Annotated in this window: 18 protein-coding genes, 1 pseudogene and 1 riboswitch; all 19 genes and pseudogenes read right to left on the minus strand. The window is 73.4% G+C overall.

Features of this window, described 5'->3' with window-relative positions; translation table 11 throughout:
• Window positions 1-3: 3 nt before the first annotated feature.
• Window positions 4-807: pseudogene (gene cobJ / locus WMF42_RS01485) on the minus strand (precorrin-3B C(17)-methyltransferase); the annotation flags it as partial.
• Window positions 800-1,939 carry a cobalt-precorrin 5A hydrolase gene (locus tag WMF42_RS01490; RefSeq protein WP_061606567.1) on the minus strand — a complete coding sequence of 380 codons (1,140 nt, stop codon included), beginning with the start codon at window positions 1,937-1,939 and terminating at the stop codon, window positions 800-802. The gene WMF42_RS01490 and the pseudogene cobJ, both read right to left, overlap by 8 nt.
• A complete protein-coding gene (cobI, locus tag WMF42_RS01495; protein ID WP_437689869.1) occupies window positions 1,936-2,736 on the minus strand; it encodes a precorrin-2 C(20)-methyltransferase in 801 nt (266 codons plus the stop codon). Before cobI ends, WMF42_RS01490 begins: the two co-directional genes overlap by 4 nt.
• Window positions 2,733-4,022 (minus strand): precorrin-6y C5,15-methyltransferase (decarboxylating) subunit CbiE, encoded by a 1,290-nt coding sequence (gene cbiE / locus WMF42_RS01500; protein ID WP_437689870.1) that lies wholly within the window; start codon window positions 4,020-4,022, stop codon window positions 2,733-2,735. The genes cobI and cbiE overlap by 4 nt, the downstream gene beginning before the upstream one ends.
• Window positions 4,019-4,741 carry a precorrin-8X methylmutase gene (locus tag WMF42_RS01505; RefSeq protein WP_437689871.1) on the minus strand — a complete coding sequence of 241 codons (723 nt, stop codon included), beginning with the start codon at window positions 4,739-4,741 and terminating at the stop codon, window positions 4,019-4,021. The genes cbiE and WMF42_RS01505 overlap by 4 nt, the downstream gene beginning before the upstream one ends.
• Window positions 4,738-5,865, minus strand: coding sequence for a cobalt-precorrin-5B (C(1))-methyltransferase (locus WMF42_RS01510; RefSeq protein WP_061606571.1), 1,128 nt, complete (start codon window positions 5,863-5,865; stop codon window positions 4,738-4,740). Before WMF42_RS01510 ends, WMF42_RS01505 begins: the two co-directional genes overlap by 4 nt.
• Before the next feature lie 16 nt (window positions 5,866-5,881).
• A complete protein-coding gene (locus tag WMF42_RS01515; RefSeq protein ID WP_061606572.1) occupies window positions 5,882-6,616 on the minus strand; it encodes an FAD-dependent oxidoreductase in 735 nt (244 codons plus the stop codon).
• Window positions 6,617-6,638: 22 nt separating this feature from the next.
• The gene (locus WMF42_RS01520; RefSeq protein WP_434045126.1) at window positions 6,639-7,040 is read right to left on the minus strand and encodes a DUF3209 family protein; all 402 of its coding nucleotides are present in this window, start codon (window positions 7,038-7,040) and stop codon (window positions 6,639-6,641) included.
• 161 nt (window positions 7,041-7,201) lie between these two features.
• Complete coding sequence (locus WMF42_RS01525) at window positions 7,202-8,008, minus strand: hypothetical protein (protein WP_061606574.1); 807 nt, start codon at window positions 8,006-8,008, stop codon at window positions 7,202-7,204.
• The gene (locus WMF42_RS01530) at window positions 8,005-8,772 is read right to left on the minus strand and encodes a hypothetical protein (protein WP_061606575.1); all 768 of its coding nucleotides are present in this window, start codon (window positions 8,770-8,772) and stop codon (window positions 8,005-8,007) included. Before WMF42_RS01530 ends, WMF42_RS01525 begins: the two co-directional genes overlap by 4 nt.
• Window positions 8,769-9,506, minus strand: coding sequence for an ABC transporter ATP-binding protein (locus WMF42_RS01535; protein ID WP_061606576.1), 738 nt, complete (start codon window positions 9,504-9,506; stop codon window positions 8,769-8,771). The genes WMF42_RS01530 and WMF42_RS01535 overlap by 4 nt, the downstream gene beginning before the upstream one ends.
• The gene (locus WMF42_RS01540; RefSeq protein ID WP_437689872.1) at window positions 9,503-10,204 is read right to left on the minus strand and encodes a TetR/AcrR family transcriptional regulator; all 702 of its coding nucleotides are present in this window, start codon (window positions 10,202-10,204) and stop codon (window positions 9,503-9,505) included. The genes WMF42_RS01535 and WMF42_RS01540 overlap by 4 nt, the downstream gene beginning before the upstream one ends.
• A gap of 114 nt (window positions 10,205-10,318) precedes the next feature.
• On the minus strand, window positions 10,319-11,506 hold the full coding sequence (locus WMF42_RS01545) for a CbiX/SirB N-terminal domain-containing protein (RefSeq protein WP_061606578.1): 1,188 nt from the start codon (window positions 11,504-11,506) through the stop codon (window positions 10,319-10,321).
• Window positions 11,482-12,330: an energy-coupling factor ABC transporter ATP-binding protein gene (locus WMF42_RS01550; RefSeq protein ID WP_437689873.1), complete on the minus strand. Its 849-nt coding sequence runs from the start codon at window positions 12,328-12,330 to the stop codon at window positions 11,482-11,484. The genes WMF42_RS01545 and WMF42_RS01550 overlap by 25 nt, the downstream gene beginning before the upstream one ends.
• Window positions 12,327-13,043, minus strand: coding sequence for a CbiQ family ECF transporter T component (locus WMF42_RS01555; RefSeq protein ID WP_437689874.1), 717 nt, complete (start codon window positions 13,041-13,043; stop codon window positions 12,327-12,329). Before WMF42_RS01555 ends, WMF42_RS01550 begins: the two co-directional genes overlap by 4 nt.
• A 34-nt stretch (window positions 13,044-13,077) precedes the next feature.
• Window positions 13,078-13,413 (minus strand): hypothetical protein, encoded by a 336-nt coding sequence (locus WMF42_RS01560; protein ID WP_434045134.1) that lies wholly within the window; start codon window positions 13,411-13,413, stop codon window positions 13,078-13,080.
• A complete protein-coding gene (locus tag WMF42_RS01565; RefSeq protein WP_199693704.1) occupies window positions 13,410-14,087 on the minus strand; it encodes an energy-coupling factor ABC transporter permease in 678 nt (225 codons plus the stop codon). The genes WMF42_RS01560 and WMF42_RS01565 overlap by 4 nt, the downstream gene beginning before the upstream one ends.
• A 132-nt stretch (window positions 14,088-14,219) precedes the next feature.
• Window positions 14,220-14,425: riboswitch (cobalamin riboswitch) on the minus strand.
• A gap of 965 nt (window positions 14,426-15,390) precedes the next feature.
• Entirely contained in the window at window positions 15,391-16,218 is an 828-nt protein-coding gene (locus WMF42_RS01570) for an enoyl-CoA hydratase/isomerase family protein (protein ID WP_437689875.1), read from the minus strand.
• A 587-nt stretch (window positions 16,219-16,805) separates the two neighbouring features.
• Window positions 16,806-17,696, minus strand: a complete 891-nt coding sequence (locus WMF42_RS01575; protein ID WP_437689876.1) for a 3-hydroxyacyl-CoA dehydrogenase family protein — start codon at window positions 17,694-17,696, stop codon at window positions 16,806-16,808.
• Window positions 17,697-17,842: the final 146 nt, after the last annotated feature.

Below are 17,842 nucleotides of genomic sequence, written 5' to 3' on the forward strand. Positions count from 1 at the left end.
CACGAGCGTGCGCCCCGGCGTCTGGCCCGGGAGCGCCTCCCCATCCCATGTGTACTTGTTTGTATATCCGCGCGGGGTGACCATGTATCCCTCGAACATGAAGGTGTTGGTCGAGCCGACGAGCACCGTGGTCAGCATCCCGATCTCGTAGTCGAGGAAGTGGTCGACGTCGGTGAGCACGGCGCTCTCCAGCTTGCGGTAAGCGCTCTTCACCAGCGCGACAGGCGTCGTGCCCGCCCGGTGCTGGCGGATGATCTCCTGGGCCCGCACGATCTGGCGCGTGCGCCGCCCGCTCGCCGGATTGTAAAGGCCGATGACGAAGTCGGCCGCGGCGGCGGCCTCGAGCCGCCGCTCGATGACCGGCCACGGCGTCAGGAGGTCGGACAGGGAGATGGCGCAGAAGTCGTGGCCGAGCGGCGCGCCGACGAGCGACGCGCACGCGTTGAGCGCGGTCATGCCGGGCACGATGCGCAGCTCCGGCGACTCGCCCCGCTTCCAGCCGATCTCCTCCAGCACCTGGAAGACGAGCCCGGCCATGCCGTACACGCCCGCGTCGCCCGACGAGATGATCGCGACCCGCCCGCCGTCCCGCGCCCGCTCCACAGCGGCGCGCGCCCGGCCGATCTCCTCGGTCATGCCGGTCTTGATGATCTCCTTGCCCTCGATGAGGTGCTTCACCAGCCGGATGTACGTCGTGTACCCCACGATGAGATCCGACGCGGCGATCGCCTCCAGGGCGGCGCGGGACGCGTGCGCCTCGGCGCCGGGGCCGATCCCGACGATCGACAGGACTCCTTTGTCACCCATGACTCTCCTCGATGGTGCGCTTCGCGAACGGGACGCGCGCCACGGCGAGCGTCATGGACCGCCCCACGCCCTCCTCCGTGTACGCCCGCTTCGGCATGAGCAGCTTCTTGGCCCCCGCCGCGCGCAGGGCGGCCGGCTCGGCGACGCCCCGGGCGCCCACGTGCTTCTTCACGGTCTCGGACGGGTTCTCGATCCCCTCGGTCGCGTCGAGCTCCTCGGGCGTGAACGTCACGAGCGGCCACCCCCGCCGCGCCGACAGCGCGAGCAGCGCCTCCTCGTCGGCCTTCTTGTCGATCGTCGCCAGCGCCTTCACGCATGCCGCCGAGAGCCCGTGCTCCGCGAGCAGCCTGTCGACCCCGCGCTCGACCATGTCGAGCGGCGCGCCGCGGTCGCAGCCGACGCCGAGGACGAGGCTCTTCGGCCGGTAGACGACGGCGCGCTCGACGATCGCCGGGTGCGAGCGGGCGAGGTCGCGGTCGCTCGCGACGAGGAGGATCTCCCACGCTTCCGGGTCCACGCCGTCGAGCGACGTCGCGTAGCGCACGCCGGGCGGGAGCGGCTTGTCCTCGGGCCAGAACGACGGCTCGCCCGTCTCCTGGACGAAGAGCACGGGCGCGGCGTTCACGACGGCGGCGCAGCCGCGGGTCACGTTGCGGTCCGGGTCGTCGAGCGTCCAGCCGAGCTCCCGGCCGAGGATGTCGACAGTCAGCGTCCCGAGCGCGTCGGACGCCGTTGTCACCACCGGCAGCGCGCCGAGCAGCGAGGCCACCTTCTCGGTGAACGCGTTGCCCCGCCCCACATGCCCGGAGAGCACGCAGATCGAGAACCGCGCCGTGTCGTCGACGCAAACGACCGCCGGATCGACCTTCTTGTTCTTCAAGAGCGGCGCGATCATCCGCACCACGGCGCCGACGCTGATCACGAAGACGTGGCAGTCGTAGGCGGTGAACGCCTCGTTGAGCAGCGGCCCCATCGGCAGCGGGAGCGGCTTCGCGCCCTCCGGCGCCCCGTCGAAGAGCTTCTGCGACACGTAGAGATCCGCGCCCGGGAGCCCCTCGGCGAGCTTCCGCGCGATGGCGATCCCGTGGCGGGTGATCGCGTAGAGGGCGTACGGCTTCCGCGCGGCGATCATGACATCTCCGGTTCATTAACAGCCCTGTCGAAGCTGCCCGGCAGCGAGGCCTCGGCCTCCCCGACGAGCAGCCCGCTGCGCTCCCCGCGCGTGACAACCACCATGGCGAAGCAGTCGCCCCGCTCGTCCTGCGCGGCGCGGAGGTCCCGGACGATCCGCTGCTCGGGCATCGTCGCCTTGGACACGAACACGGCCCGATCGAGCAGGCCTGCCCGCGTGAGCGCCTCGGTCACCTTCGGCATCTCCGGGCCGATCTTCATCAGGACCACTGTGTCGAAGCGCTTGAGCACGTCGGTCAGGTCGTCGACGCCGTACGTGGCGGGGAGGATGGCGATCCGCTCCTGCCCGTCGGCGAGCGACAGCCCGCTCACGGCCGGGACCGCTGTGACCGAGGTGACGCCGGGGACGACCTCGACCTCGAGCCCGGGGAGGCGGCGGAGCGCCTCGCGGCGGACATAGACGAACGTGCTGAAGAGCGACGGATCGCCCTCGGTGGCGAAGGCGACGGAGAGGCCGCGCGAGAGCCGCTCGACGATCTTGTCGACGGCCGCCTCGACGTAGGGCCGGACGCGATCCGGGTCCTTGCTCATGGGGAAGGTGAGGAGCAGCCGCTCCTGGTCCTGCCGCTTGCCGACGACCGGCGAGAGGATCCGGTAGGCCATCGAGGCGCCGAAATCCGAGCTGCGGGGGAGCGCGAGCACGTCCGCGCCCTCGAGCACGCGCACGGCCCGCAGCGTGAGCAGGTCCGGCGCGCCCGGGCCGACGCCCACGCCGTGGAGCTTGCCGAGGCCGCTCATGAAGCCTCCGGGGGGGACGGCGCCGCGCCGGGCGCCGCTTCCTGCGCCTTCGCCGGCTTCGTCGCGGCGAAGATGTGGATCGGGTTCAGCGCCTCGTAGCGCATGTAGCGCGCGAGCGGGACGCCGCGCGAGACCGAGAGCAGGGTGATCTCGGGGTCGAGCCCCCGCGCCCGGAGCGCGCGGTACGTCTCGGCCACGTTCTCCATCGTGATCGCGTTGACCACGAGCCGGCCGCCGGGCCGCAGCCGATCGAGCGCCGCCGTGATGATCTCCTCCATGCTCCCCTTGCTCCCGCCGACGAACACCGCGTCCGGGTCCTCGAGCGCGCCGAGCGCCTCGGGCGCGCGGCCCGCGACGACGCGCACGTTGTCGACCCCGTGCGCGCGGACGTTGTCCCTGCAGATCTCCACGCCCTCCGGGTCGACCTCGATCGCGTAGACGCGCCCGAGGGGGCAGAGCATCGCCGCCTCGATCGAGACCGACCCCGAGCCGGCGCCGACGTCCCAGACCACCGCGTCGGGGCGGATCGCCATCGACGCGATCGAGAGCATGCGCACCTCGCGCTTCGTGATCAGGCCGTTCTTCGGCATGCGCTTGGCGAAGGCGTCCTCGTGCAGGTAGGGGACGGCCGGAGCGGGCCGCCACGCCGGGTCGCTGCGCAGGAGCAGGAGCACGTTGAGCGGCCCGATGTCCTCGCACGACGCGAGCGCGGCGAGCTCGAACGCGCGCACGCGCTCGCCCGCGCCCGCGAGGCTCTCGCAGACCCACGCCTTCCAGCCGGCGTCGCCGTGCTCGAGGAGCCGCGCCGCGAGGCGGGCCGGGGAGCTCTCGCCGTCGGTCAGCACAGCGACCTTCGAGAGCCGGCGCAGGCGCGTCGCGAACCCCTCGGGCGAGCGCCCGTGGACCGACACGAACGCCGCGTCGTCCCAGGCGATGCCCGTGCGCGCGAACGCCCACTGGACCGAGCTCAGGCTCGGGATGATCTCGACGTGCTCGCCGCCGAGCTTCCGGACGACGAGCGCGCCGATCCCGAAGAACAGCGGGTCGCCCGAGGCGAGGATGCACACGTTCTGCTCGGCCGACAGGCTCTCCACGCGGTCGAGCACGGCGGAGAGCCCGCCCTTGAGGGCGATCTTCTCGCCGCGGAACTGCGGGAAGAACTCGAGGTGCCGCTCGCCCCCCACGAGCACCTCGGCCCGCGCGACAGCGGACGCGGCGCGGCTCGACAGGCTGGCGCACCCGTCGTCGCCGATGCCGACGACGGTCACGGCGCGGCGCGCGCTCATCGCGACACCTGGGCCGGCTCCGGGGCGACGGTCGCCTGCGCCGATTCCGCCGAGAGGAGCAGCAGCGCGTGGACGATGGCGACGGCGATCGGGCTCCCCCCCTTGCGCCCGCGCGCCACGATGGACGGGAGCCCGGACTCGATCAGCGCCTCCTTCGACTCCGCCGCCGACACGAACCCGACAGGCACGCCGATCACGAGCGCCGGCCGCGCGCCCTCCTCGCGGGCGAGGCGCACGACCTCGAGCAGCGCCGTCGGCGCGTTGCCGATCGCCACGACCGCCCCGTCGAGCAGCCCGAGCCGGTGCGCCTTGCGCATCGACTCGATCGCGCGGGTCGAGCCGGCCGCCGACGCGGCCTGGATGACGTCGTCGTCCGAGATGAAGCAGTGGATCTTGCAGCCGTAGGAGGCGAGCCGCTGCTCGTTCAGGCCGACGCCGATCATCTTCACGTCGACGAGCACCGGCGCGCCGCCCTTGAGCGCCGCGATGCCCCGCGCGATCGCCTCGGGGTGGAGCCGCATGAGCGACGAGAACTCGAAGTCCGCCGTCGCGTGGATCACGCGGCGGACGACCTGCCACTCCGCGTCCGGGAACCCGTGGTCGCCGACCTCCTCGTCGATGATCGCGAAGCTCCTGTCCTCGATGCGCCGGCCGAGCGCGGTCATCTGCCGCATGTCGTTCGCCGCGCGCGCGTCTGCACCGGTCATCGCACCGCTCATGGCTCCTCCGCTCTGTCTTCACCGGCGCCGCCGGCCGGGTACCGGCCGAGCAGCGCCCCGTTGAAATCGACGAGGCACGCGTGCACCTCGAGGGCGCCGCCCGCGTGCCGCGACGTGTGCTCGACGACGCGCCGGCAGATCCCGCCGGGCACGCCGGTGAGCCCCTCGCGCTGGCACAGCTCGAGCACGTGGCGCGCGGTGTTCGCCTGCCGGATCTCCGCCGCGATCTCGGGCCGCGCGCCGAGCTCCTCGGCGATCTGCGCGAGCAGCTCCATGCTCACCTCCGAGCCGGCCGCGTGCGTCATCATCTTGCCGTCGGCCATCTTCGAGAGCTTGCCGATCATGCCGACGATGATCGCGCGGGCGATCCGCCGCCGCGCGGCGTGGCGCACCCCGGTGCCGATGAAGTCGCCCACCTGGATGAACGACTCCTCCGGCAGCTCCGGGTAGAGCTTCATCGCGTACGCCTCGGACTTGCCGCCGGTGGTCAGCGCCAGCGTCGCGATGCCGCGCTCGGCCGCGACGTCGATCGCCTGCACCACGCTCGCGCGGAAGGCGGCGGTCGAGTACGGCTTCACGATCCCGCTCGTCCCGAGGATCGAGATCCCGCCGATCAGCCCGAGGCGCGCGTTGATTGTCTGCTTCGCCATCTCCTCGCCCTGGGGGACGCTGATCGTGACCGTGGCCCCGGCGAAGCCCGAGCCCTCGAGCTCCTCGAGGACCATCTCGGTGATGTTCCGGCGCGGCACGGGGTTCACGGCGGGCGCGCCGACCGCCAGCCCGAGCCCCGGCTTGGTGACGACGGCAACCCCGTCGCCGCCGCGGATCTCGACGCCCGGCTCGCGGCGGAGCTCGACCTCGGCGACGAGCTCGGCGCCGTGGGTGCAGTCCGGGTCGTCGCCGGCGTCCTTGATGACGCTGCACGTCGCGCGCGGCCCGTCGCGGTCGCAGCGCTTCAGCGGGAAGGTCACCCGCTGCCCGTTCGGCAGCGTCGTCTCGATGGCGTCGACCGCCGCGCCGCGCGCGAGCACGCGCGCCGCCGCCTTGGCCGCGGCGGCCGCGCACGCGCCCGTCGTGAACCCCTCGCGCTGCCCTTTCGGGTCCCTCGGCCGGAGCTCTGCCATCCAGGATCCTGAACGATTACAACGACTTCTTCAGCGGGTTGTTGAAGAAGCTCTCCAGGAGCACGCTGCCCTCCGGCGCGCCGAGCGAGGCGAGCCGGTCGCGGATCGGGTAGATGACGGCGCCGTCGCCCGCGCAGAGCACGGCGTCGCGGGGCCCGTCGGCGACGTGATCGCCGACGAGCGCGCACGCGCGCGCCGGCCGCTCGGGGTGACCGACAGGGAGGAAGCCGCCGGCGACAGTCAGGCGGGCGGCGGCGGGGAGGCGCTCGCGGACGAACGCCTCGGGGACGAAATAGTCGCCTTCCTCGACGAGCCAGAGCAGGTCGAGCTGCGCGGCGCCGGCGGCGGCCGCGCTCCGCGCGATCCCGAGGGCCGCGGTGATCCCGGTGTCGGTGGCGATCACGAGCGCGCGGCCGGAGAAGCCGGGCGGGAGCCGCAGCTTGCCCCAGGGGCCGCTCCACTCGAGCTCCGCGCCCACGGCGATGTCGTTGAGCACGTTCGACGCCGGCCCGGCGCCGATGCGCTTGACCGCGATCTCGACGGCGCGCTGCTCGGCGTCGCTCGAGAGCATCGAGTAGGCGCGCTTCGCGAGCTTGCCGCCGGGCAGGGTGACCCCGCTGTTGATGATCACGTACTGCCCGCCGGCGAAGCCGAGCTCCGCGCCGTCGACGCGCTCGACGCGCAGCAGCCGGGCGCCCTGCCCGATCGGCTCCGCGTGGGCGATCCTGATCTTCGCGCTGCCCTGGGCCATGGGTCCACTCCGTCTCCTCGGCTCACTCGGCCGGCGCTGATTCCTCGGATTGCTCTGCCGGGTAGATCTCGTGAACGAAGTCGTGCATCTCCTCGAGCTCCCTGTAGAGCCGGCCGAGCCCGTCGACCTGGGCGCGGAGGTCGAGCTCGACCTGCTTCGTGAGGATGAGCAGCGAGCGCAGGTAAGGCAGCTTCGCGTCCCCCGCAGGGGTCTTCGCGACCTTCTCCTGGAGCTCGGCGAGCGACCCCTCGAACAGGCGCGAGAGGCTCCTGAGATCTCCGGCGCGCAGCATCGCCGAGACAGGACCCGGCTCGGCCGCCGCGGGGCCGAGCTCGGCGAGCTCGTGCGCGCGCTCGCCGGGGTCGTCGATGCCCAGGATGTTCATGAGCCCAAGGCGGAGCGCGGCGATCTCGTGACAGGCCATGTCGGTTCTCCTGTGCGGCCTCCTACCAGCTAGGGAGGAGCGCGGGAAGGAGCAGGACGGGAGAAGAGAAGCGAGCGCCGCAGTGTGCGCGAGCCGTAGCGCGGTCCGGTGTCGCCTCGTCGGGCGGGGCGGCCGCGCCGCTCCGATCGGGGGTGCCGGGATCAGAGCGCGTCGGTGCGCTCGAGGAGCACGCCCGCGGCGGCGACGGCGATCGCGGCGAGCGGGGCGGCGATCGCCAGCGCGGCCGGGCCGAGCCAGGCCGAGGTGGCGTCGCTCCAGAGCAGCGACGCGAGCACGCTCGCTTCCCTGAGCCCCTCGTGCGCCTCGAACGCGTCGGGCCGGTAGATGAACGCCGCCGTGGGCATCAGCGGCGCGATCCATGCGCCCGACGCGACCAGGAGCGCGTGGAAGCCGTCTCGCATCCGCGCCAGGAGCGGCAGGAGCGCCGAGAGCAGCGCGATCGCGAGCGCGACGAGGAAGAGGCCGCCGCCGAGCGCGCCGGCCACGCTGATCATGTCGCGCGCCGCGATGTACGGCGCGACGGCGACCGCTGTACAGGCCGCGACCACAACGCCCGCCCCGGCCCCGGCGAGCAGCGAGGGCGCCGCGCGCGCGGCGAGGAGGACGCGGGGGCGGATCGGCTTGGCGAGCAGGAGCTCGAGCCGGTGCTCCTCTCGCGCCGTGACCGTCGCGTCGACGAGGCCCGCCAGGGCGACGAAGTACGCGACGAAATAGGTGGCGAGGAGATCGTTGATGAGGAGCACGGCGGCCATCCCCTCGATGTCGAAGGCCTGCTCGAGGAAGCGGATGACCTGCGCCGGCAGGCGCACGATGAGCGCGTGGCTGCCGAGCACCACGAGCACGCCGGCGATCGCCGCGACGAGCGAGGCGCGGAGCGGGGCGCGGCGCGCTTCGAGCGCGAAGTAGCCGCGGAGCGAGCCCGCGGCGGGGGCGGCCGCCCGGGTCATGCTTCCATCCTCCGGACGCCCGCGGCGCCCACCGCGATGGTGAGGGCGGTGAGGGCGGTGAGCGCGAGCATGGGGGGGCCGAGCACGGCGGGGCCGAGGTGGTCGAGGCTCCCGAGGCCGAGCGCGCCGAGGGTGATCGGGTTCGCGAGGGTGAGGCTCCGCCAGGCGGGCTGGTAGAAGCCGATGAGCGAGAGGCCCACGAGGCCCCCCAGCGTGGCGAACCCGATCAGCGCCGAGGCGCCGCGGTGCCTCACCCACGCGGCGATCGCGGCGCAGAGCGCTGTCGCGAAGAGCGCCGCGAAGGCGTGGAGCGACATCGCGCCGAGGAAGGGGCCGGGGCGGAAGCCGGGGACGCGCGCCGTGAAGTAGGCGGCGCCGGCGAGCTGGGTCGCGACGTGCAGGGTCACCATCACCGCGCACGCGCTCAGCGCGCGGAGCACGAAGTAGCGAGGGATCGAGAGCGGCTTGCTGGCGAGGAGCGGCAGCACGCCGGTGTCGCGCTCGCGGAGCACGACGCCGCTGGCGAGCACCACGGGGAGGAACGCGATCACCTTGTTCATCGTCAGGTCGATCCACACGTACATGAAGACCTGGAACGGCGTGGCGTCGCCGAACCAGGCAGAGATCGCGGCGCGCACGTGATCGGGCGGCCGCGCGAGCACGACGGGGATCGCGACGAGGGCGTAGGCGAGCATCGCGACGCAGAGCCACGTCTTCCGCTCGCGGAGCGTCGTGAGGTAGTCGAGCCAGAGGAGGCGGATCACGCGGCCTCCCTGCGCACGAGCGCGAGGTAGAGATCGTCCATGGTGCGCGCGCCGTGCGCGTCCTTGAGGCGCTCGACCTCGTCGCAGGCGACGAGGCGCGCGCGGTGCATGACCGCGACGCGCCGGCAGAGGGCCTCGACGTCGGAGAGGATGTGCGACGAGAACACGATGGTGACGCCGCGCTCGCGCGCGAGCGCGCGGAGCACCTCGAGGAGCTCGTGGCGGCCGAGGGGATCGAGGCCCGAGGTCGGCTCGTCGAGCAGGAGCACCGCGGGCTCGTTGATCAGCGCCTGGGCGATGCCGACCTTCTGGGCCATGCCGGTGGAGAAGCCGCGCAGCGGGCGGTCGGCCTCGCGCTCGATCCCGAAGCGGCGCAGGAGGGCGTCGGCGCGCGCGGCCGCGACGTCGCGGGGCAGCGCGAACATCGCAGCGATGTAGTGGAGGAAGCCGCGCGCCGTCATGTCGGGGGGCAGCGAGTACGACGCGGGCAGGTAACCCGCGTTCCGTCGGACCTCGAGCGTCTCGTGGACGACGTCGCGCCCGAGCACGCGCGCGGTGCCCGCGGTGGGCCGGGTCAGGCCGAGGAGCATGCGCAAGGTCGTTGTCTTGCCGGCGCCGTTGTGCCCCATGAAGCCGAAGATCTCGCCGGCCGCCACGGTGAAGCTCACGCCGTCGACGGCCGTGACCTTCCCGAAGCGCTTGCCGAGCGCGTTCACCTCGATCGCCTGGTTCATCGCTTGCTCCTCGCGCGCGACGCTGTCGCGCGCTGCTTCGTGGGGATCGTGTTCGTGGAGGTCGTCTCCGTGGACGTCGCCGCGGGGCGCGCGGCCAGGCCGGCGCGGAAGATGTCGGCGATCGCGTCGAGCGTGCGCTCGCCGGCGAAGGCGCTGAACGACGTGACCAGCCCGAGGTGCTGGGGCGCGAAGCGCAGCACGCCGAGGACGAAGGGGATCGCGTCGCGATCGACGTCGGGCCGGATCTCGCCGCGCGCGATGCCCTCGTCGACCCAGCCGTTGATCTGGGCGAGCTGCGCCTTCGCGGCGGCGGCGCTCGCGGCGTCGTCGAGCAGGCGGAGCGCGCGGAGGTCGGGGTCCTCGCGGAGGAGCTTGCCGAAGAGCGGCTCGGCCGCCTGCTGGCGGTAGGCGAAGCGGAGGGTCGCGACGAGGCGATCGAGCGGGGACTCCAGGCCGAGCACCTCGGCGGCGAAGCGCGCGCGGATCGCGGCGAACGATCGCTCGACCACCTCGCGCAGGAGCGACTCCTTGTCGGCGAACTCGAGGTAGAGGGCGCCCTTCGCGCAGCCGGCCTCGGCGGCGACGGCGTCGAGGTTGGTGCCCTTGAACCCGCGCTCGATGAAGTGGCGCCTGGCGGCTTCGAGGATCCTGGCGCGCCGCGCAGGGTCGCGGGGCTTGTCGGGGCGGCGAGCTGGCAAGATACTTATATGACTGATCCGGACATCTGAGTCAAATTTGGTGGCGACCCGCGGCGGGACGGGGTGAGCGGAGCACGGGTCACGCGAGGAGGCGCGCCGGCCTGGCGCCGCGCCTCACTGCATGATGTCGTCGACGAGCCGCGCCACGAGCCGGTCGCCGAGCAGGTGCTCTTCCACGAGGTCCTTCGCGTCCTCCTCGCGGACGCCGCGGTACCAGACCCCGTCCGGGTAGACGGCCACCGTCGGCCCCTCGCCGCAGCGCCCCATGCACGACGTCCTCGTCACGCGGATCTGCTGCTGCTGGCCCGCCTGCTTCAGGCGCCGGCGCAGCGCCTCGAGCAGCGCCAGGCTGCCGCGGTCCACGCAGTCGGCGTTGCCGCAGACGAGCACGTGCTTGCGCAGCGAGCGGTGCGCGTGCGGGTGGTTCGACGCCTGCGTGTGCGTCAGCGTGTGGCGGACGCTGTAGAGCATCGCCTTCAGCCCGCCGACCTCGCGCGCGAGGCCCGGCAGGGCCGTGCGGTACATGCATGTGTCGCAGGGGAGGGGCGCCTCGCCGGCGAGCGCCTGGCGCGCGCGCTCGTCGATGAGCCCGGACAGCGCGCTCGACCGGCCGAGGTGCGGCGCGAGCGACGCGCGGATCCACGGGTACGTCGCCGAGAAGCGGTCGACCTGCTCGGCGAGCCTGGTCATGAGCCGCCCGGCGAAGAGGAAGTAGGGGACGACAACGACGCGCTCGGGCCGCTGGCGCGCGACGCGCTCGAGCGTCTCCTCGACCGAGGGCCGGGTGATGCCGATGAAGGTCGGCTCGACGAGCTGGAGCCCCCGGCCCTCGCCGATGAGCCGCGCCATCTTGCAGAAATCGCCGTTCGCGTCCGGGTCGCTGGCCCCGCGCCCCACCACGACGAGCGCCGTCCGGGCGCGCGCCGCCGGCTCCTCCGGCAGCACGGACGCCGCCCGCTCGAAGGCGATCTCCGCGAGCGCCGGGTGCACGCCGAGGGGCCGCGCCGCGGAGAAGCGCACGCCCGGGAAGGCGGCCCGCGCCTGCTCGAGCGCGAGCGGGATGTCGTTCTTCACGTGCCCCGCCGCGAACAGGAAGAGCGGCACGACGGCCACCCGGGACACCTGCGCCGCGAGCGCCGCGAGCGCGTCGGCGAGGTGCGGCGTCGCGAGCTCGATGTAGCCGTGCTGCACGACGAGCCCGGGCCGCGCCGCGCGGTGCTCGGCCACGAGCGCCTCGAACTCGGCGTTCGACGCGGCGTCGCGGCTGCCGTGGCCGATCAGCAGGAGCCCTTCGTCATGCATGCGAGCGCCTCCTCCAGGGTGAGCGGAAGTCCTGCGCGGCCGCGCGGCTCGGCCGGGGTCATCCGGGTCCAGAGCTCCGCGACCCACGGCCGCCGCAGGCGCGCCCGCGCGAGCAGCTCCCCCCGCGCGAACACCTCCCGCGGCGGCCCGTCCGCGAGGACCTGCCCGTCGCCGAGCAGGACCGCGCGCGTGGCGAAGAGCGGCACGAGATCGACAGCGTGCGTCGCGGTGACGAGCGTGGTCCCCTGCTGCTCCGAGAGCGCGCGCAGCGTCCGGCACAGGGCGAGCTCGCCCTCGGGGTCGAGCCCCGCGGTCGGCTCGTCGAGCAGCAGCACGCGCGGCTGCATCGCGAGCATCCCGGCGATGCACGCGCGCTTGCGCTCGCCGAAGCTCAGCGCCTCGATCGCGCGATCGGCGAGGTGCGCGATCTGCACGGCGGAGAGCGCCGCCTCCGCGCGGCGCCGCGCCTCGGGCGCCGGCAGGCCGAGGTTGCGCGGGCCGAACAGGACGTCGTCGAGGAGGGTCGCGCCGAGGAGCTGGTCGTCCGGGTCCTGGAGCACGAGCGCGGCGCCCGCGGCGACGGCGTCCGACGGCGAGCTGACGCGGCGGCCCGCGATCTCGACGCCGCCGCCGGGCGCGGGGAGGAGCCCGACGAGCGCGCGGAGCAGCGCTGTCTTGCCGGCGCCGTTGCCGCCGAGCACCGCCACGGACTCGCCCTCGGCGACGTCGAGGCGCACGTCGCGCAGCACGGCCGCGCCGCCGCGGTAGCCGATCGCCGTCGCGCGCATCGCGATCGCCGGCGCGCGCAGCGCGATCGCGCTCACCCCGCGCCTCCCGCGGCCACGCAGAGCGTCAGCGCCAGGGCGGCGGCGGCGGCGAACGCGAGGTTCGCCGCGGGCGCGCTCGCGCGGCGGTCGGCGACCGGGAGCTTGCCCCGGTAGCCGCGGAGCTGCATCGCGACGGCGGCGTGCTCGGAGCGCTCCAGCGTCCGGAGCGCCACGACGCCGGCGACAGCGCCGGCCGAGCGCGCGGCGGCGGCCGGCCGCCTGAACCCGCCGCGGAGGGCGGCGGCGCTCCACGCGCTGTCGGCCGCGCGCTGCAGCACGCCGGCGAAGCGCCGCGCCAGCGCGAGCAGCTCGACGAGCGCCGCGGGCGCGCCGAGCCCGGCAAGGGCCGCCTCGATCTCGGCGGGGGCGGCCGCGCGGGAGAGCCACTTGAGCACCGCGGCCGCCGCGAGGACGCGCGCGCCGATCGCCGCGGCGCGGCGGGCGCCCTCGCGCGTGACCGCGTCGAGCGGGAACGCCGCGCCGGCGAGCAGCGGCTCGCCCGGGGTGAGCGCGAGCGCGAGCGCCGCCGCGAGGCCGCCGATCCACGCGGCGGGCGCGAAGGCGCGGAGGATCTCGCCCGCGGTCAGGCCCTGGAGCCGGAGGGCGGCGCACGCGAGGACGAGCAGCGCGGCCGGCGTCCAGGGCGAGCGCGCGCCCGCGGCGACGCAGCACGCCGCCACCGCGGCCCCGAGGCGGAGCCTGGCGTCCACGTCGCGGAGCCGGCCGCGGGGCGGCGCGGGCGGGTCACTCCGCACGGAGCCCGTCGCCGCCGGCCCTGGCGGCGGGCTGATCGGCGCGCTCCACGAAGAGCACGCGCGAGAAGTAGCCGAGGGCGAAGCCGGCGAGGAGCCCCGCCCAGAGGAACGCGAAGAGGAGGAGGTCGCCCTCCAGGCCGAAGACCGGCCCCGTGTCGTGGCGCCCTGCGTCCTCGGCGACGCGGCGGACCACGGCCTCGTCGACGCCGTCCCAGGACGCGTTGCCGCACCCGGCGAGCCAGAGCGCCGCGGCGAGCGGCAGCGCGGCGCGCCGGAGCGCCGCGGCGAGCGCGGCCGGCCGGCGCGGCACCGGGGGCCGGGTCACGACGCCCCCGCGGCGAGCGGGACGACCCGGAGCCGCTCCAGGATGTCGGGCCGCCGGGAGCGCAGGAAGACGAGGGCCCCGGCTGTCATCGCGCCCTCGAGGAGGCCGAGCGGGAGCTGGGTGGGGACGAAGGCGAGCGCGACGGCCGTGAACATCGATGTCACCGACCCCTCGCCCGCGAGCCCGAGGGCGAGCTCGAGCGCCGTTGTCGCGTACGTCGCCCAGTCCGACGTCACGCCGGCGAGGAACCCCGCGACCCACAGGTTCGCGCCGCAGCGCCGCGCGAGCCGGAAGGCGAGGTACCCGGTGAAGGCGCCCGCGATGCCCATCGACGCGACGTCGGCGCCGAGCGTCGTGAGCCCGCCGTGCGCGAGGAAGAGGGCCTGGATGAGGAGCGCCACCACGGTGACGAGGACGGCCATCCAGGGCCCGATGAGCACCGCGGCGAGCCCGGTGCCGCACGGGTGGGAGCACGTCCCGGCGGTCGGCACCGGCACGGGCATGCACGAGATGGCGAAGACGGCGGCGGCGACGAGGCCGACGAACGGCTTGTAGAAGGCGTCCTGCTGGGTGCGCTGCCGGAGCAGGTGGAGGGCGATCGCGACGAAGGGCAGGGCGATCGCGGTCCAGACCGCGCACCACCCGAGCGGCAGGACGCCCTCTGCGAGGTGCATCGCGACCGCGGGCCTCGCCGCGAGCGACGCGGCAAGGAACGCGGTGAAGAGAACGACAGGACGGCCGGGAAGACCGATGTTGGCGTGCCGGGTGAAGTCCGCACCCGAACGCCACGAAGACGTGCGCAAGCTGCACCTCGTGGGACTCGGGTAGGTCTCCCGGCTCATGGGTTCGGGGAGCTGTTCGAGCTCCCGGCGCTGCGTCCACCTTCCCAGGTCTCTTCAGGAGGCCCAGTGGTCTTCGGATGCAGCTCCCCATTCACGGTGGCGGGACCGCGCCGGATTCGCACCGGCTTCCCTGTTATGCCCCTGAGGGCACCCGAGGAAATGGATTGTCAGAGGGGTGCTCGGTAGTCCCGTTTCGCGCCCGGCGTCAAGGAGGTCGCGCCGCGCCCTCGCCGTCCAGCCCGCCCTGTGCCGTCCGGGCCCTCGTCCGAGGGGCCGGCGCTCTTCGTCTGTGCTCGTGCTCGCCTTCCCACCGCGTCGCGCCCCGCGTCCCCGCGAGCGGACGGTCCGGTGCCGCCGTTGTGCGCCGCGCGCGCGATGTTCCGCCCGCCGAGCAGCCAGGCGGCGTCAGGGAGCGAGCTCTCCTTAAATCGATCAACGCAGCGCCAGGGGTCGAGAAATTGACCGAGACGCACGACCCGAGGGCGATTGGTCACGTTCTACCCTTCGTGCTTCCGCGGTAAACACACTTTACTTACGCCTCGCCTGGACGCTGCTTGCTCGGCGCCCACCTGGGAGCGCGCTCCCAGCGACGTTTTTGCGGGTTCGGCCGTGGGCTCCGGTACGTTTCTCCTGGCAAGCCTCCTTGGTTCGTCCTGGCTCTTTACTTACATAAGCCCATGTCCAGCGCCTGCCGTGCTGCGTCGTGCTGAGCGCGGATTGACGAGGCGAGCGGGCTTTGGTGTTCTTTTTCTCGGAGCCCGAAGAGCTCGTCGCGTCGAATGCTGTCTCTCGTGGATGGGTATGCCCGGCTCGGACGTGCATTCCATGAATTCGGGCGTGTGCGCGTCCGCGCGTCCGCCTGGCTGCCTTCGTGGCGTGTTCGTGGCGTGATCGATTCGCGCATCGGCGCGCACGCCTTGCACTTTGTTATCGACAGCGGGCTCTCGGGTGCCACACTCCGAGCACCGCATGCGCACCGGCGCGGCCCCCCAGCCCGGAGCGCATGCGGTCTTTCTTGTACGCCGCGGCGGACGGTTGGTGTTCCGGCGCGGTTTCCCCGCCGCGCTCATGCTGGGTCCCCCCTCCCGCATGATGCGCGGTCTTTTTTTGTGGGCTGTTTTGGGCTGTTTGTTGATTACTTCCCGGTGAACGCGGCCTGCGATTTCGACAGGAACGCTTTCATACCGATCTTTTGATCCTCGCTGCCGAAGAGCGCGGCGAACGCCTGGGCTTCCAGCTCGTTGGCGGCGGCGAGGTCGAGGCTCTCGCCGCGCAGGAGGACGCGCTTGGCGGCGGCGACGGCGAGCGGCCCGCGCGAGGCGATCTTGAGGGCGGTCTCGCGGGCGCGCGCGAGGAGCTCGGCGGCCGGGAAGACGGCGTTGACGAGCCCGATGGCGAGCGCCTGTTCGGCGGTGATCATGTCTCCTGAATAGACGAGCTCGCGCGCCCGGCCGACGCCGACCCGGCGCAGCAGTCGCTGGGTCCCGCCGAACCCCGGGATGACGCCCAGGTTCACCTCGGGTTGCCCGAGCCTGGCGCCTTCCGCCGCGTAGATGAAGTCGCACGCGAGGGCGAGCTCGCACCCGCCGCCCAGCGCGAAGCCGTTCACGGCGGCGATCACCGGGAACGGCGCCGTCTCGATGAGGTCGGCGAGCCGGTGTCCCGCGTCGGCGAACCGCTTCGCGGCGATGCTGTTCATGGTCGCCATCTCGGCGATATCGGCGCCCGCGACGAACGCCTTGCCGGCGCCGGTGAGCACGACCGCGCGGACCTCGCCGCCCTCGGCGGGCGCGAGGAGCTCCTGGAAGGCGGTGGTGAGATCGCCGAGCACGGCGGGGTTCAGGGCGTTGAGCTTGTCGGGTCGCTGGATGGTCACGGTGGCGACGTGCCCCGCGCGCTCGACGGCGACGAACTGGAGGGTACCGCGAGCAGGGACCCCCGGCTGCTGTTCTTGAGCGGTCATGACCGGTGGTTAGCAGCGCGCCGCGCCGGGGGGAAGCGCGGCCGACCGCCGCGGGAGGCGCCATGTCGCGCCCGCCCGGGCCTGCTATGCTGACGGCCGCGGCCGGTCCGGCGAGCGACCGGTCCGGCGAGCCTGGTCCCGGCGCTCATCGCCCCGAGAACACGAGTCCTGACGCGTCGAAGGCCCTTGTTTCTGGGGCAGGATGGGTCTCGTCAACCATTCTGCGGACTGTGCCATCCTCTGCAGCGATCGCTCGAATCTCAGCCACAAATCTTCCCCGTTCGCGTCATCCGCTGATCTGGAATGGCCGACGCAGCCATTGCCAACCCCCACCCCCCACCGCTCCTGGAGAGAGCCAGCGGGGGAGGGGGCGCCGCGCGGGGGGCCGGCGGGGTAGGGCCCCACAAACCCGAGCGCCGGCCCGCTCCGTGCGACGCCCTCCCGGACCGACCCACCCCTTCCCACGGCAATAGCCCCCCCAGGAGGCGCGAGTTTGTGGGAGGGGCCCCCGCCGGCCCCCCGCGCGGCGCCCCCTCCCCCGCTGGCTCCGCTGCAGGCTCCTACACCGCTGGCTCCGCTGCAGGCACCTACACCGCCCTCCCCGTCTTCTGCCCCTTGTTGTCGTACACGTAGAACCCCCGCCCGCTCTTCTTCCCGTACCACCCCGCCGCCACCAGGTTCCGCAGCAGCGTGGGCGCCCGGTACTTCGAGTCCCCGAACTCCCGGTGCAGCACCTCCGCGATCGACAGCACCGTGTCGAGCCCGATCAGGTCCGCCAGCTCGAGCGGCCCCATCGGGTGGTTCAGCCCGAGCCGCGCCCCCGCGTCGATGTCCTCCGGCGTGGACAGCCCCTCCTGGAGCGCGAAGCACGCCTCGTTGAGGAACGGGATCAGCATCCGGTTCACGATGAACCCCGGCTGGTCCTTCGACGTGATCACCGTCTTGCCGAGCCCCACAGCGAGCGCCCGGACGGCCTCGTACGTCGCGTCCGACGTCTGCACCCCGCGGACGAGCTCGACCAGCTTCATCAGCGGCACCGGGTTCATGAAGTGCATGCCGATGACCAGCTCAGGCCGGCTGGTCACCGCCGCGAGCCGCGTGATCGAGATCGACGACGTGTTCGACGCCAGGATCGCCCCCTTCGGCATCGCCGCGTCCGCGAGCTTGAAAATGCCGCTCTTGACGTCGAAGCTCTCGGTCACCGCCTCGACCGCCAGGTCGACCTCCGACAGCCCGGCGATGCCGTCGGCCACCGCGACGCGGCCGAGGAGCGCCTCCCGCGCCTCCGCGGCCATCTTGCCCTTCTCCACCTGCTTCGCGAGGATCGCGGCGATCTGGGCCTTGCCCGACTCGGCCAGGGACCTAGAGACGTCGCACAGGACCACCTCGAGGCCCGCGGCCGCGGCGACCTGGGCGATGCCTCGCCCCATCTGGCCCGCGCCGATCACCCCGAAGCGCTTGATCGTCGTAGCTTCCATGGCCGCGGTTGATAGCCGAAGCCGCGAGCGCGGTGAACCGCCGATCCCGCCGATCCCGCGCCCCGCGGCCGGCGGCCGTCCCCGGCGCAGAAGCGCGCGAAAGCTTCGCCCGCGCTTCCCGACCCGCGGGGGCGAGGATCCTTGAA

The organism is Sorangium sp. So ce176 (assembly GCF_051519835.1).
Lineage (GTDB): Bacteria > Myxococcota_A > Polyangia > Polyangiales > Polyangiaceae > Sorangium > Sorangium cellulosum_G.

Coding starts and splice junctions, on each gene's coding strand:
- WMF42_RS01490 (WP_061606567.1), bottom strand. CDS start 1,939: ATGATCGCCGCGCGGAAGCCGTACGCCCTCTACGCGATCACCCGCCAC.
- cobI (WP_437689869.1), bottom strand. CDS start 2,736: ATGAGCGGCCTCGGCAAGCTCCACGGCGTGGGCGTCGGCCCGGGCGCG.
- cbiE (WP_437689870.1), bottom strand. CDS start 4,022: ATGAGCGCGCGCCGCGCCGTGACCGTCGTCGGCATCGGCGACGACGGG.
- WMF42_RS01505 (WP_437689871.1), bottom strand. CDS start 4,741: ATGAGCGGTGCGATGACCGGTGCAGACGCGCGCGCGGCGAACGACATG.
- WMF42_RS01510 (WP_061606571.1), bottom strand. CDS start 5,865: ATGGCAGAGCTCCGGCCGAGGGACCCGAAAGGGCAGCGCGAGGGGTTC.
- WMF42_RS01515 (WP_061606572.1), bottom strand. CDS start 6,616: ATGGCCCAGGGCAGCGCGAAGATCAGGATCGCCCACGCGGAGCCGATC.
- WMF42_RS01520 (WP_434045126.1), bottom strand. CDS start 7,040: ATGGCCTGTCACGAGATCGCCGCGCTCCGCCTTGGGCTCATGAACATC.
- WMF42_RS01525 (WP_061606574.1), bottom strand. CDS start 8,008: ATGACCCGGGCGGCCGCCCCCGCCGCGGGCTCGCTCCGCGGCTACTTC.
- WMF42_RS01535 (WP_061606576.1), bottom strand. CDS start 9,506: ATGAACCAGGCGATCGAGGTGAACGCGCTCGGCAAGCGCTTCGGGAAG.
- WMF42_RS01545 (WP_061606578.1), bottom strand. CDS start 11,506: ATGCATGACGAAGGGCTCCTGCTGATCGGCCACGGCAGCCGCGACGCC.
- WMF42_RS01565 (WP_199693704.1), bottom strand. CDS start 14,087: ATGCACCTCGCAGAGGGCGTCCTGCCGCTCGGGTGGTGCGCGGTCTGG.
- WMF42_RS01570 (WP_437689875.1), bottom strand. CDS start 16,218: ATGACCGCTCAAGAACAGCAGCCGGGGGTCCCTGCTCGCGGTACCCTC.
- WMF42_RS01575 (WP_437689876.1), bottom strand. CDS start 17,696: ATGGAAGCTACGACGATCAAGCGCTTCGGGGTGATCGGCGCGGGCCAG.